The organism is Hoeflea ulvae, from assembly GCF_026619435.1.
Classification (GTDB): domain Bacteria; phylum Pseudomonadota; class Alphaproteobacteria; order Rhizobiales; family Rhizobiaceae; genus Hoeflea; species Hoeflea ulvae.
In genome coordinates, this window is sequence record NZ_JAOVZQ010000001.1 from 4,699,635 (window position 1) to 4,713,850 (window position 14,216).

10 protein-coding genes and 1 pseudogene are annotated in these 14,216 nt (G+C 61.5%); 5 read left to right on the plus strand and 6 right to left on the minus strand.

The annotated features are described in order from the left end of the window. Positions 1-40: 40 nt before the first annotated feature. Positions 41-2,248 carry a catalase/peroxidase HPI gene (gene katG / locus OEG82_RS22310; protein ID WP_267614545.1) on the minus strand — a complete coding sequence of 736 codons (2,208 nt, stop codon included), beginning with the start codon at positions 2,246-2,248 and terminating at the stop codon, positions 41-43. Between the two features lie 259 nt (positions 2,249-2,507). Between katG and OEG82_RS22315 the strand changes: the two genes are divergently transcribed. The 4 genes and pseudogenes from OEG82_RS22315 to OEG82_RS22330 all read left to right on the plus strand — a co-directional run bounded on the left by OEG82_RS22315 (position 2,508) and on the right by OEG82_RS22330 (position 7,547). Next, positions 2,508-3,413, plus strand: coding sequence for a hydrogen peroxide-inducible genes activator (locus OEG82_RS22315; protein WP_267614547.1), 906 nt, complete (start codon positions 2,508-2,510; stop codon positions 3,411-3,413). A gap of 128 nt (positions 3,414-3,541) precedes the next feature. Next, on the plus strand, positions 3,542-4,372 hold the full coding sequence (locus tag OEG82_RS22320; RefSeq protein ID WP_267614548.1) for a substrate-binding domain-containing protein: 831 nt from the start codon (positions 3,542-3,544) through the stop codon (positions 4,370-4,372). A 20-nt stretch (positions 4,373-4,392) separates the two neighbouring features. Next, positions 4,393-6,630: a putative bifunctional diguanylate cyclase/phosphodiesterase gene (locus OEG82_RS22325; protein WP_267614549.1), complete on the plus strand. Its 2,238-nt coding sequence runs from the start codon at positions 4,393-4,395 to the stop codon at positions 6,628-6,630. A 202-nt stretch (positions 6,631-6,832) separates the two neighbouring features. Further along, a pseudogene (locus OEG82_RS22330) lies at positions 6,833-7,547 on the plus strand (transcriptional regulator NanR). Between the two features lie 69 nt (positions 7,548-7,616). Here the strand turns inward: OEG82_RS22330 and OEG82_RS22335 are convergent. From OEG82_RS22335 to OEG82_RS22355, 5 genes are all read right to left on the minus strand, one after another. Continuing rightward, positions 7,617-8,444, minus strand: coding sequence for a phosphogluconate dehydrogenase C-terminal domain-containing protein (locus OEG82_RS22335; protein ID WP_267614550.1), 828 nt, complete (start codon positions 8,442-8,444; stop codon positions 7,617-7,619). A gap of 81 nt (positions 8,445-8,525) precedes the next feature. Next, complete coding sequence (locus OEG82_RS22340; protein WP_267614551.1) at positions 8,526-9,539, minus strand: ABC transporter permease; 1,014 nt, start codon at positions 9,537-9,539, stop codon at positions 8,526-8,528. Next, positions 9,536-10,507, minus strand: a complete 972-nt coding sequence (locus tag OEG82_RS22345; RefSeq protein ID WP_267614552.1) for an ABC transporter permease — start codon at positions 10,505-10,507, stop codon at positions 9,536-9,538. Before OEG82_RS22345 ends, OEG82_RS22340 begins: the two co-directional genes overlap by 4 nt. Continuing rightward, entirely contained in the window at positions 10,504-11,988 is a 1,485-nt protein-coding gene (locus tag OEG82_RS22350; RefSeq protein WP_267614553.1) for a sugar ABC transporter ATP-binding protein, read from the minus strand. The genes OEG82_RS22345 and OEG82_RS22350 overlap by 4 nt, the downstream gene beginning before the upstream one ends. A 63-nt stretch (positions 11,989-12,051) precedes the next feature. Further along, positions 12,052-13,110, minus strand: a complete 1,059-nt coding sequence (locus OEG82_RS22355; protein ID WP_267614554.1) for an ABC transporter substrate-binding protein — start codon at positions 13,108-13,110, stop codon at positions 12,052-12,054. Positions 13,111-13,262: 152 nt separating this feature from the next. Here OEG82_RS22355 and OEG82_RS22360 point away from each other — a divergent pair, with 152 nt between their 5' ends. Beyond that, positions 13,263-14,189 (plus strand): SMP-30/gluconolactonase/LRE family protein, encoded by a 927-nt coding sequence (locus tag OEG82_RS22360; protein ID WP_267614555.1) that lies wholly within the window; start codon positions 13,263-13,265, stop codon positions 14,187-14,189. The last annotated feature ends 27 nt before the right edge of the window (positions 14,190-14,216 follow it).

A 14,216-nucleotide genomic window follows, 5' to 3' on the forward strand; every position in this document is an offset into this window, starting at 1 on the left:
GGCAAACCCGTCCGCGCCCGGAATTTTGTCAGCGCCTTGATCAGGCGATGTCGAAGCGATCGGCGTTCATCACCTTGGTCCAGGCGGCCACGAAGTCCCTGGCGAACTTGTCCTTGGCATCGTCCTGCGCATAGACCTCGGCAATCGCCCGCAGCTGCGAGTTGGAGCCGAACACCAGGTCAACCCGGGTAGCGGTCCATTTCGGTTCGCCGGTGACGCGGTCGCGGCCTTCGAACTCTTCCTCGTCCTCGTCGAGACCTTCCCACTTGGTGTCCATGCTCAGCAGATTGACAAAGAAGTCATTGGTGAGCGTGCCGGGGCGATCTGTGAAGACGCCATTCTTCGATCCCTCGTAATTGGCGCCGAGCACACGCATGCCGCCAAGCAGAACCGTCATTTCCGGCGCAGTCAGCGTCAGCAGCTGCGCCTTGTCGATCAGCAGTTCTTCAGCCGACGACGTGTACCGGGCCTTGAGGAAGTTGCGGAAACCGTCTGCAGCCGGTTCGAGCACATCATAGGATTCGACATCGGTCTGCTCCTGCGTTGCGTCCATGCGGCCCGGCGTGAACGGAACCTCGATGCTCCGGCCGGCGGCCCCGGCGGCCTGTTCGATGCCGACCGACCCGGCCAGCACGATGAGGTCGGCCATGGAGACCTTCTTGCCGTCGGTCTGGGCCTCGTTGAAGGCTGTCTGCACGGCTTCCAGCACGGACAGCGCCTTGGCCAGCTTTTCAGGCTCGTTGACCTTCCAGTTCCGGGCCGGGTCGAGCCGGACGCGCGCGCCATTGGCGCCGCCGCGCTTGTCCGAACCGCGGAAGCTTGACGCCGCAGCCCAGGCCGTCGAGACCAGTTCGGCCACGGACAGTCCGGTCTCGGCGATCTTGACCTTGAGCGCCGCGATGTCCTGGGCATTGACCAACGGGTGATCGACAGCCGGAATCGGATCCTGCCACAGCAGGTCCTCTGCCGGAACTTCGGGGCCGAAATAGCAGGTCTTGGGACCCATGTCGCGATGGGTAAGCTTGAACCAGGCCCGTGCAAACGCATCTGCGAATTCTTCCGGGTTTTCGTGAAAGCGCTTGGAGATCGGCGCGTAGATCGGGTCGAAACGAAGTGCCAGGTCGGATGTCAGCATTGACGGAGCAATGCGCTTGTCCGGATCATGCGCGGCGGGAACCGTGCCCGCGCCGGCACCGTCCTTCGGCTGCCACTGCCATGCGCCGGCAGGGCTCTTGGTCAGCTCCCATTCGAAGCCGAACAGATTGTCGAAGAAGTGATTGCTCCACTGCGTCGGGGTCTGGGTCCAGGTCACTTCCAGACCGCTGCCGATGGCGTCGGCGCCAAAGCCGGTTCCGTGCTTGCTGGTCCAGCCCAGGCCCTGCTCGGCAATGCCTGCAGCTTCCGGATCAGCCCCGACGAGCCCGGCATCACCGGCGCCGTGGGTCTTGCCGAAGGTGTGGCCACCGGCGATCAGGGCAACGGTTTCCTCGTCATTCATGGCCATGCGGCCGAATGTGTCTCGGATGTCGCGGGCCGAGGCCAGTGGATCCGGCTTGCCGCCCGGACCTTCCGGGTTCACATAGATCAGGCCCATCTGCACCGCCGCCAGCGGGTTTTCCAGCTCGCGCTCGGGGCGTTCGGGATCGTAGCGGGTCTTGTCGTCGAGCCAGGTGTCTTCCGAGCCCCAGTAGATGTCCTCTTCCGGCTCCCACACATCCCTGCGTCCGCCGGCATAACCGAAGGTCTTGAAACCCATCGATTCGAGCGCGACATTGCCGGTCAGGATCATCAGGTCAGCCCAGGAAATCCTGTTGCCGTATTTCTGCTTGATCGGCCAGATCAGGCGGCGGGCCTTGTCGAGATTGACATTGTCCGGCCAGCTGTTGAGCGGCGCGAAGCGCTGCGCGCCCGAGGTCGAGCCGCCGCGGCCGTCAGCCGTGCGGTAGGTGCCGGCACTGTGCCAGGCCATGCGGATGAAAAACGGGCCGTAATGCCCGAAATCGGCCGGCCACCAGTCCTTCGAATCGGTCATCAGCGCGCGAAGGTCCTGCTTGACCGCCTCGAGATCGAGCTTCTTGAACTCTTCGATATAGTTGAAATCCGCATCCATCGGGCTGGCTGCAGGCGAATTCTGATGCAGCATCGCGACGTTGAGCTGATTGGGCCACCAGTCGCGGTTCGAGCGGATGGAATTGTTGGTGGCGCCATGTACCACGGGGCATTTGCCGGCTTTCGCATCGATATTCATTATGTTCTCCAATCATATCTGGTTTGATCAGGCTCACCTCTCGATGAACCCGGAAATTCCTGAAGCTGGCAATTGTCGGCTCAACAGGCCGGGCCGGTTGCAGTCACTGCAACGTGACACCACGAGGCATGTACACGAGGGCCGTCGAAATCAATTGCGGATGAAATCCATCACCTCTGCAGCGGGTCGAACTGATGTATAGCAAAATCCATTCATTAACTTAAGTTGAATTATGTGATCGTAATGATAATTTAAAACTATGAGAAACCTGACCCTGAAGCAACTCCGCTATTTCGAGGCGCTTGCCCAGCACAGCCATTTCGGACGTGCCGCCAATGCCTGCGCGATCTCCCAGCCGGCCTTGTCCGTGCAGATCAGGGAGCTCGAGGATTCTCTCGGCACCAAGCTGTTTGAACGCGGCGCGCGCAAGGCCCGGCTGACCAGTTTCGGAGAGGAATTCGCTTTGCGGGTCCGCCTCATCCTGCGCTCGGTCGACGAGCTGGGCGAACTGGCGCTGGCATCGCGGGACCGCCTGGTCGGGCGGCTTCGCATCGGCATCATCCCGACAATTGCCCCCTATCTGCTTCCTGCCATAATCGGCGACATGTCCCGGCTCAACGCCGGGATCGACCTGCAGATCCGCGAAACGCTCACCCCGCAACTGCTTGATGAACTGATCGAGGGCCGACTTGATGCCGCGATCGTCGCGTTGCCGATCTCTGAGCCGTCGATGACCGAAGTCACATTGTTTGAAGAAAATTTCGTTCTCGTCCGCCCGGACAGGGATGACGGCAAACCGGTGCCCAATCGCGAAGCCCTGCGCGAAATGAAACTGCTTCTGCTCGAAGAAGGCCATTGTTTCCGCAATCAGGCCTTGTCGTTCTGCAATATCCAGTCTTCCCGGCCCCGGGAAATCCTCGATGCCAGCTCGCTCGCCACACTGGTGCAGATGGTGGGTTCGGGAATGGGCGTTACCCTGATCCCGGAAATGGCGATTGCCGTCGAAACCCGCTCGGCGCCGGTCTCGATCGCCCGCTTCAGCGCACCGCAACCGTCCCGGACCATAGGCATGATATGGCGCAAGACCAGTCCGCTGGCCAAACAGCTGACGGAAATATCGGAGGTCGTGAAGCAGTCCGCCGCCGCGCTCAACCAGAAAAATTGAGTGAACGTCTCACGCTGGAACCGGCCCGAACCTCATATATACTCCATTATTTTTAAGCCCCGGACCCTTTACCAAGTTTTCAGGTGTAAAGCCCCATACATTTCGCTCTGCCGGACCCAGGAGCCATTATGACCAGTTCTTATTTCAAATTTTCAAGTTATGGCCTGATGGCCGCATTGACTGTGCTTGCATCATCTGTCCCCGCTTCGGCAGATCAGACGCTGCGCATCGGCGGCACCGGCGCAGCCACGGTCCTGATGGAACGGCTCGGCACGGCGTTCACCGCCCGGGAGCCCGAAACAACGGTCGAGGTCATTCAGGGGCTCGGCAGCTCGGGCGGAATTGCGGCAACCCGGGACGGTGCTCTCGACATTGCCGTGTCCGCGCGCCCCCTGAAGCCGGAAGAGACCGGAATGACCGAAACTGTTGCCGTGATCACCCCTTACGGTCTTGTCAGCTCCAATCCGAATCCGGGTGATATCGCCAAAAATGATGTTGCCGCCTTTTACGCTTCGACGAGTGCAACCTGGCCCGACGGAACGCCGGTCAAGGTCATTCTCCGGCCCAAGAGCGAGAGCGACACCGCCTTGCTGGGCCAGACATTTCCAGGAATGGCCGCTGCCATCGACGAGGTCCGGACACGCATCGATGTCCCCGTGGCCGCAACCGACCAGGACAATCTGGAACTGGCGAAAACCATCGACGGCTCGCTTGTGGGCACAGGCCTGGCGCAAATGGTGACCGAGGGGCACCAGCCGGATCTGCGGTTCCTGACAATCGACGGCGTTGAACCGACGCTCGTAAATCTGGAAAGCGGTACATACCCCTATTTCAAGCCCTTCCGCTTTGTCTATCCCGAAGAGCCGTCACCGCTGGTGCAACGCTTTCTGGCCTTTATCGGGTCAAGCGAAGGTCAGAGCCTGCTGCATGAGGCAGGCAGTCTCCCGGCAACCCGGTGACCACGACATTGAACACAGCAATGCGGCTACGCATCGCGCTTGCCATCGGCATCGTGATCGCGCTGCTTCCGCCATTGTCCTACGGGCTGGTTTCCTACCGCTACCTTGCCAACGAGATCACCTTCGTCGCTGACCTGCAGTCTGCCAGGGTCTCGAAATATATCTATGCGCATGAAGATCTGTGGCAGTACCAGCTTGTCCGGATTACCGAAATCGTCGAACTGCATGTAGATCAGTCCTCCAAGACCGAGCAGCGCATCTTCAACAATGACGGAAAGCTGTTGCTCACGGTCGGGGAATCTCCCGGTTTGCTGCAACTGACCCGTGATGCACCGCTTGTCGTTGCCGACCGGCAAATCGGCCGTCTGGAGGTGTCGATCCCGCTTTCCGCACTGGCACTTGAGCTGTTTTTCTTCAGCCTGCTGTCCTCCCTGATCGGAATCGCGGCCTATTATGCCCGGGCGCTGCCACTGCGCAGACTTGACCAGGCTGTCGGCGAACTCGAAGCTGCCAAGAACATTCTCGAGCAGCGTTCGGGGCAGTTGAACGAGGCCCAGCATCTGGGGCTCATCGGCGACTGGTCCTATAATTTTGGCGAGGATACGCTTTGGTGGGCAGACGAGATCTTCAATCTGCTCGGCTATGATCCCGACACATTCGATCTGACCCGTGACCGGGTGATGGAGCTCTATGGCGACGATGATGCGAGCCGGTTGCTGGAGCTGCAGTCCGAAGTCGTGAAGCATGGGGTCGTCAGAAGCATCGACGTCAGGGTCCGGCGCGGCGACGGGGAATACGGGCATTTCGCTGTCACCACCAAGCTCAGAAGCGACAAGCATGGCGACAAGATAGGCGTGTACGGCACCATCCAGGACATCACCGACCGCAAGCTGGCCTCCGAGCAGCTGGAAAAGCTGGCGTTCCACGACCCGCTGACCGGGCTGGCCAACAGGACCCTGTTCCACAGGCGGGTGGATGATGCTCTCGGGCGCTGCGCCCGGACCGGTGAAATCGGCGCATTGCTGCTGCTCGATCTCGACCGGTTCAAGGACGTCAATGACACGCTCGGCCACGCGGTTGGCGATGCGCTTCTGGTCAAGGTGGCGCATTTGCTCGCCCGCACCCTGGGCAATGCCCATTTCGTGTCCCGGCTTGGCGGAGACGAATTTGCAGTGCTGCTCGAGGGCGTCTCCGACCGGGATGAGAGCGAACGCATTGCCACCGAAATCGTCGCGGTCATTTCCGGGATGACCGTGCTCGACCGCATCGAAGTCACCGTCGGCACCAGCATCGGCATTGCCATGCTTCTCGATCATGGCAGAACCTCGGACGAACTGCTGCGCAGCGCGGATCTCGCCCTCTACCGCGCCAAGGAAGAGGGACGTGGCCGCTACCGGATCTTCGAGTCCAGCATGGACGAGGCCGTGCAGGAAAAGGTCGCCCTGTCCCCGGATCTCCGCAATGCCTTGGCCGATGACCAGGGCCTTTCCGTTCACTACCAGCCGCAGATCGAGATCTTGACGGGACGGGTGATCGGATACGAGGCGCTGATCCGCTGGAACCACCCTGTCCGCGGAAACATCCCGCCCGCCTTGTTCATTCCGATTGCGGAAAGCTCCCATCTGATCTGTGACGTGGGCTACTGGGTGCTCAGACAGGCCGCCTTCCAGGCCAAGGAATGGCTCGATGCCGGTGTTCCCACGCCCACGATCGCCGTTAATGTCTCGGCAGCGCAGATATGGAATTCCGATCTGGTCAGCGATGTCGGCAAGGTGCTCGCCGAATCCGACCTGCCCCCTCACCTGCTGTGCCTGGAACTGACCGAGAGCCTGCTGATGGACCAGAACGAGTCCCGCGTGCGCAATGTGCTCAAGAGCCTGAAGGAATTTGGCGTGACCCTGGCGCTCGACGATTTCGGCACCGGCTATTCTTCGCTGGGTTATCTCACCCAGCTTCCATTCGACAAGCTGAAGATCGACCGAATTTTCATCGACGGCGTCAACACCTCGCAACGCTCGACCGAATTGCTGCGCGGCATCATCGCGCTTGGCCGCGGTCTGGGCATGACCACCATTGCCGAGGGCGCGGAAACCCAGGAAGAGGTTGCGGTGCTGCGCGAACTCGGCTGTGATCAGATCCAGGGTTTCTTCTTTGCAAGACCGGCACCGGCCGACGAGGCGCTGGCCTACGCATTGCGCATGGCCGCAGATGCACTGGTCGCTGCAACGCCGGACCGCTACCAGGCGGCCACCGCCTAGAGCCTCAGGCCGGATGGGACGGCCCTGGCGACGCCACCGGTCCAGACTGCGGCACTTCCATCTGCCGGTCCGTCTGGTATACTCATCATCAATTGTTGCATTTATCAGAGATTGCTATTTGTCCACGGCTCGCCGGATGTCAGGGTCGGAGGGCTCAGGTCATGATTCGCTGATGACAGCGACCGAGGAGAACATGGAAGCAATGAATCATACCGGGCCGATCGTCCGGCGCAAGCTGTCTGACGAAGTGCTCGAGAGATTGAAGCGCCTGATCACCGAAGGCGAGCTCAAGCCGGGTGACGAGATGCCGTCCGAACGCGAGCTGATGGCGCGTTTCCAGGTCGGGCGTCCGGCCATCCGGGAAGCGATGCAGGCGCTTGCCAGCATGGGGCTTCTGGCAATCTCGCATGGCGAACGCGCCAAGGTGCTCGAGCTTTCGGCCAAATCGATCATCAAGCAGGTCGATGAGACAGCCAAGTTCATGCTGGCATCATCGAAAGATTCACTCGAGCATCTCAAGAACGCGCGTATCTTCTTCGAGCGCGGCATGGTTCGGGAGGCCGCGGAAAAGGCATCCGAAGACGACATCACCCGGCTGCGCGAAACCCTTGCCGCCCAGCGCGCGGCGCTCGGTGATTCCGAGACCTTCATCAGCATCGACATGCGCCTGCACACCCAGATTGCCGTCATCTCCGGCAACCCGATCTACATCGCCTTCAGCGAGGCGATGCTCGGCTGGCTCAAGGAATACCACACCGAGATGCTGATCTGGACCGGCAAGGAAAACAACACCCTGACCGAGCACCACGAGATCATCGAATGCATCGCCAGTGCATGATGTGGACGGCGCCGAAAAGGCCATGATCAAGCACCTGGAACGCTCCCGCACGCTTTACGTGAAGGCAGCCGGAGCCTGACCGCCGATAGCGGCGCGCTCATGGTTTCACCCGAGCGCGCCGCATCCGGCCGGTTTTATCAAGACCCGGTTATGTGATCCGCTTAATGCTCGCGGCGATTTCGTCAGGCTCGAACACCCGCTTCCAGTCATCGCGCATCAGCACCGGGATGCCATTTTCAATTGCCTTGTTGCAGGCATCGGAGAAAACCCCCGGGGTTTGCCCGAAGATCACCGCCCCCAGAACATTCATGTGACCGAGCAGGAAGTCCATCGCAGTCTGCTCGTCAACGCCGCGCGCAACCACTTCATCGACGGCCTGTTTCATCACCACGAGCAGGGACGCGCAGACCGTTTCGGACAGGCCCGGCTCGAGCAGCGCCATATGTTCGACAGTCACCCGGTGCGACCGCATGACCGGCGCCCAGATCACTTTGGCGATCTCCTCGCCCTTTGCATAGTCTTCCTCCGGCCCCTGCATCAAGGCACTGACGATGTGCTGCTTTGCTTTGACGCCGCCGAAATGGTCGCGCTTGGCTTCCATGTCCGTTTCATCGTTGAAAATCGGCGGATGGCAAGGATGGGTGACGAAATAGGTCAGATCCGGCCGGTCCGGCAGATGTCCGGCAAAGGGTGCCGCCGCATCCAGCGCAATCACCATGGTTCCCGCCCGGATCTTGCTTTCGATGCCGGCCATGACCTTGCCGATATGGGTATCTGGGACAGCCAGAATGACGGCCTCGGCACCGTCCAGCGCGTCATCGGCGGAGACCGTGTCAATGCCCAGCCCGGACTTGAGGCGCTCGCAGCCTGGCTGGCTGACTTCCACGTGAGCGATTGTGTATCGTGACCCGCGAAAGTTCGTCGCGAGCCGGAACCCCATCTTGCCACCGGCCCCAAAGAGCGCAATTTTCGTCATCTCCACTACTCCATCTTCGATGTTTTGCCTTTGCACTCCTGCTTGCGAAGCGCGGCGTCAAATTGGGCGGCCCGCGGCGTGTCAGGTCAAGGGTCTGCTCACCGGTTCTGCCATGTCTTCATTCTTTTCATCATCCGCCTCGCGCGGCGGCATGCGCCGGCCCAGGATCGGCGCGCCGCTGGCAAGAAACAGAACCGCCAGCACAAGAAAGCCCTTCAGCACATTCTGTCCCGCATAGCTCCATCCGATCAGGTTCAGCAAGCCGTCCAGCAGGATGAAGAACAGCGCCCCGCCCCACACGCCTGCCGGAACCGCGCGGCCGCCGGTCATCAGGGTGCCGCCGATCACCACCACGGCAATCGAATCGAGCAGATAATCGTTGCCCAGTTCCACATTCGGAGCCGAAAACGAGGCCCGCAATGCGCCTGCCAGCGCCGCCAGAACCCCCGACGTCAGATAGACAACGACCATGATCTTTCTGGCATTCACGCCCGCATATTCCGCCGCGCGCCGGGCCTGACCGACAGCGAGCATTTGCGACCCCCATGTCGTCCATCTCAGGAACAGCGACACGACCACCGTCAGCAGCAGCACCACGATGGCGAAGGCCGGAATGCCCAAAGGCGCCCAGCTCAGGAACGCCTTCAACAGCGGATCGGCAGAGCCCTGAAACCCCTTGGCCAGGGTCAGCGAGATGGCCGAGGCGATGAGACTTGTGGCCAGTGTGGCGACGATCGGCGGAATCCGCACATAGAGAATCGCCACGATGCTGATCGACGCCATGGCGAGTCCCGCCCCGACGGCGGCCCCCAGGCCCAGGATCCAGGACCCCGTGACCTCCCCCACGGCAATGGAAAGCAGCCCGCCTAGCGAGAACACCTTGGCGACCGAAACATCGATATTGCCCGGCCCGGCACTCATCACCAGCATTTGCCCCAGGCCGACAAGAACGAGATAGGGCGCAACGGTAAAGGCCAGCGTCAGCGTCTGCGTGCCGCCGCGGCCCGACACGATATAGGTCAGCACCAGCACGATGACGGCGGCCAGGAAAGACCATGTCCAGGGCGGGATCGACTGGAGGCGCAGCTTGCTCATCGGGTCATCCGCTCCACCACAAGACGTCCGGCCAGAACGGCGATGACGATGAAGCCCTGGACCGCCGGCTGGATGTTCGACGACAGGCTGAGCAAAGTGAGCAGCACGGTCAGAAGGCCAAGCGTGACGGCGCCGGCGAGTGTGCCCCAGGCCACAGCGCGGCCGCCGGTGAACATGCCGCCGCCCAGGATCACGGCCGCCACCGTGGTCAGCGTATAGCCGGGCACGGCATTGACATCGCCGCCGCCGATTTCAGCCGTCAGCGTGATCCCTGCCAGCACGCCGAGAAGGCCGACGGTGGCATAGGCCAGCATGCGCGTGACGACGAGAGAGCCGCCGGACCGGGTCAGCGCAACAGGGTTGCTGCCCAGACTGCGGAAACGCACCCCGAGCCCGGTCCGTCGTGTCACGAACCAGGTCAGCGCCGTGGCGGCGAGCATGGTGATGACCGGAGCCGGGATCGACAGCGGCGGCTTCCAGAACGCATATTTGAACAGCCAGTCCGGCGCCATGCCCCCCGGCACCGGCAGGACAAACAGCCCCATCCCCAACCAGATGAAGGACGCCCCCAGGGTGGCGATCAGCGACGGCACCGAGCGAAGCTGAACCAGCGCGCCCAGAAGCGCATAGGCCAGCACGGAGCCGGCCAGCGCCAGCACACCCAGCAGCGGGGTTTCGCGCAGCAGCGTGGCGACGATGGTGGTGACCATTCCGACGAAGAAGCCGATGCCGAGATCGATATCGCCGATGCTCATCATCACCATCTGCGCCATCGAGGCGATGGCCAGCGCCACAATCGGCGACATGATCAGCGTGAGACCGTTCTGCGACCAGATCCGCGGCTGGATCATGCCGCAGATCACGAGGATCAGCACCATTGCAATCAAAGTGAGAAAACCGGGCAGGACCCGGCGGGCAAGGCCCTTTGGCGGGTTGAACCGGGCTTGTACGGGGACAGCGACACTCACGGGCGGGGCTCCCCGGCTTCGGCAAAGGACAGAGAAATGATGCGTTCATCGGTAATCTCGCTGCCATGCAGCTCGCCCGCGATACGCCCGGCGCGCAACACATAGGCCCGGTCGCAATGCTGCATCTCCGAGTTCTCGCTCGAATACCAGATGATCGTCCGCCCCTTGCGGGCTTCGGACTTGATCAATTGGTAGAGCTCGACCTTGGTATGGACATCAACGCCGCGAAACGGATCATCCAGCAGGATCGTGTCAGCGTCAGACGCAAAGGCGCGCGCCACGATAACTTTTTGCTGATTGCCGCCGGAGAGTCCGGCGATGGCGGCATTCGCACCGCCGCGGATCTTCAGCCGGTCGACCCATTCGGCAACGAGCGAATCCTCCTTGTCCGCCTGCCGCAGCCCGGTCCGGCTCAGGCCGGGCAGCGCCGTGATCGTCAAATTTCTGGCAACGTTCCAGATCGGAAGGATTCCGGAGCGCTGCCGGTCACCGGGAACATAGGCCAGAGCCGGGCTGACCTCGACATCTCCGCTGCGGCGCCACAACCGGTCAAGAACCTGTTCCTGCCCCTGGCCGGCAATGCCTGCCAGTCCGATGACCTCGCCCTTGTGGGCCACGATCTGCGTTGCCGCGCCATCCACCGTCAGCATCGGCACATTCACCGCAACCGGGCGCGAACTGTCTGCGGCAATTTTCGTTGCCCCCCTGCCGGCCGTCTGGATTGCCACCTCGCCGCCCATGGCCAGAAACAGATCCTGTTCTGTCACGCTGGCGGCGTGGTGGGTGGAGACAACGGCGCCATCCTTCATCACCGCGACCCGGTCGCACACGGACAGGATTTCCTTGAGCCGGTGGGAAACCAGAATGATGGCATGCCCGCTGTCGCGCAACTTGCGGACATATGCATACAGATGATCGACGGCGCTGCCGCTCAGTGACTCTGTCGGCTCGTCAAGGATCAGCAGACGCAGATCATCGGCAATCGTCGCGCGCGCGATCTCGACCATCTGCCGGTCGGCAAGCGGGAGATCATCGACATAATCGGACGGGCTGATCGTGTGATCCGGAAAGATCTCGTCAAGCCGCGCCGCGGCGCGCGCGGAAGCGGGCTTGTGCCATCTTTTGTCCGGGATCCAGTTGCGGCTGGAGAGATAGATGTTCTCGTAGACGGTGAGTTCATGGGCCAGAGACCCTTCCTGATAGGCCATGCGGACGCCGGGAAACCCTCTTTCCGACGGCCTGCCGGCACCACCTATCTGCACCGATCCGGAATCGACCGCATCAAGCCCGCTCAGCACCCGCATGAGAGTGCTCTTGCCGGCGCCGTTATGGCCGACAACACCGAAGACTTCGCCGGCGCGCACATCAAGCGTGACACCGGCAAGAGCCTTTGTGGGTCCATAGGTCTTGACTGCAGCTCTGACCTGAACCAGAGGATCATGATCGGCAGTATCGGAAACTGGAAATGTCTTTGTCAGCACGGCAGGTATGACACCTTTTTCGAGAGAGGTCTGCGCCGTCGGACCGGCGCAGACCGAAGCTGATTACCTGACCGGAACAGGAGGCAGTGCTGCATCAGCCACCGTTCCGTCGATATTGGCTTTCAGTTGCGCGTCGACCAGTTCCTGGGTCCACTGCCAGGACGCGATCTCGTCGTCACCAACCGCGGCAATCCACTGATCGCGCTCCTCGTCGCTCACCACCACCGGCGGGAAGATCGTTGTCCGCGGGACTTCCTGCCCGTTGTGGATATTGATGGCGGTAAACAGCGCCGCAACACCCTGGCCCGGATCGGACATGACCGCGACCGAGCCCGGCGCACCATTGCCTTCGCCCCAGAATTTCAGCGCTCGTCCGCTGGGTGCGAATGCCACCACCGGGATGTCGCGTCCCGCCGTCTGGAATGCCTGGACGGCGCCCAGCCCCTCGCCGCAGCCGATCACGCCGTCGACCTCGGGCAGGCTGGCGATGGTGCCGAGCAGGGCTTCTTGCGCCTTGGCACTGTCGCAGAAAGTGAACAGCTCGCCGACGACTTTGACATCGGGATTTGCCTTGAGCAGCTCGGTCTGGACGGCATACATTTCGATTTCGGGAGGCGATCCCCGGACGCCGCGGGCGATGATGACATTGCCCGCGCCACCAATGCCGTCAATGACGGCCTGTGTCGACAACCGCGCCCAGTCGCCGAAGCTGTTGGTGACGATATGGGCGCATTCGAGATCGGTGGAACTGTCGAAGACGGCGACCACGATCCCCATGTCGCAGGCCTGCTGCAATGTCGGATTGAGCGCGGTGGGCGAGGCCGGATTGACCAGCAGGATGTCGGGCTGATCGAGCAGCAGCGCCTTGAGCTGCGCGATCTGTTCCGTCGCCGAGTTCTCGCCCGGGGCGTTGGATACCTGGAATGACGCGATCAGGCCATCGGCCTGGGCTTTGGTCGCGGCTTCTTCAAATGCGGTGATCATCGAACGTCGCCAGGCATTGCCCAAAAACGCATTGCTCAGAGCGACGGTCGGCTTGTCGGCAGCAATGGCGGGAACGGCCACGAGGGCTGACGTTGCGGCAGCAGCGGCAATCAGCGTTGCAGTGATTAGGTTCTTCAAGTTTAATCCTCCCAGATTGTTGAATGACGGGCATCCCTCCCCGGATGGACGTCATGTCAGCAACATGTTATACCAGTTTCACATCAACGCAACAGATGTTTGGCAGATGCATTCAAAATCCCCCTATCTGTTTGAAATTTTGGAGAACGACTTTGTCTGATCTACTGGACGGTGCCGGTTTCGAGGCCTTCGACCCGCGCTTTTCCGCGTTGTTTGCCCCGCATATTCATGTCGAAAAACTCTGGACCGGGGCCCGGTGGTGCGAAGGTCCGGCCTGGTTCGCCGCCGGGCGCTACCTGGTCTGGTCGGACATTCCCAACAACCGGATGATGCGCTGGGACGAGACCGACGGCTCGACCTCGGTGTTCCGGGCGCCGTCCAACAATTCCAATGGCAACACCGTCGACCGCCAGGGCCGGCTTGTCAGCTGCGAGCACCTGACGCGGCGCGTCACCCGCACCGAGCATGACGGTTCAATCACCGTTCTTGCAGACAGCTTTGCCGGCAAAAGGCTCAATTCGCCCAATGATGTCGTGGTGCATTCGGATGGATCGATCTGGTTCACCGATCCGAGCTACGGCATCCTCACCGACTATGAAGGCGATGTCTGCGAACCGGAACTGGGCGGCAATCATGTCTACCGGATAGACCCGTCCGATGGGTCGATGCGCCAGGTCACCGATGATTTCGTCCAGCCCAATGGTCTTGCCTTCTCGCCGGATGAAAGCCTTCTCTACATCGCCGACACCGGCGCGACCCATCAGCCCGGCGGTCCTGCCCATATCAGACGTTTCGAGGTGCAGCAGGACGGATCTCTGTGCGGGGGCGAGGTCTTCGCAACCTGCACCTCCGGCTTCTTCGACGGTTTCCGCGTCGACCGCCAGGGCCGGATCTGGACCAGCGCCTTTGACGGCGTGCATTGCTACGATCCCGACGGAACCCGCATCGGCATCATCCGGATTCCGGAGATCGTCGCCAATCTGACCTTCGGCGGCGCCAAGCGCAACCGGCTGTTCATCTGTGGCACCACATCGCTTTATGCTGTCTATGTTTTTGCCAATGGCGTCACCATGGGGTGAGGAAGCCCGCGCCTCACCCGACCGGAT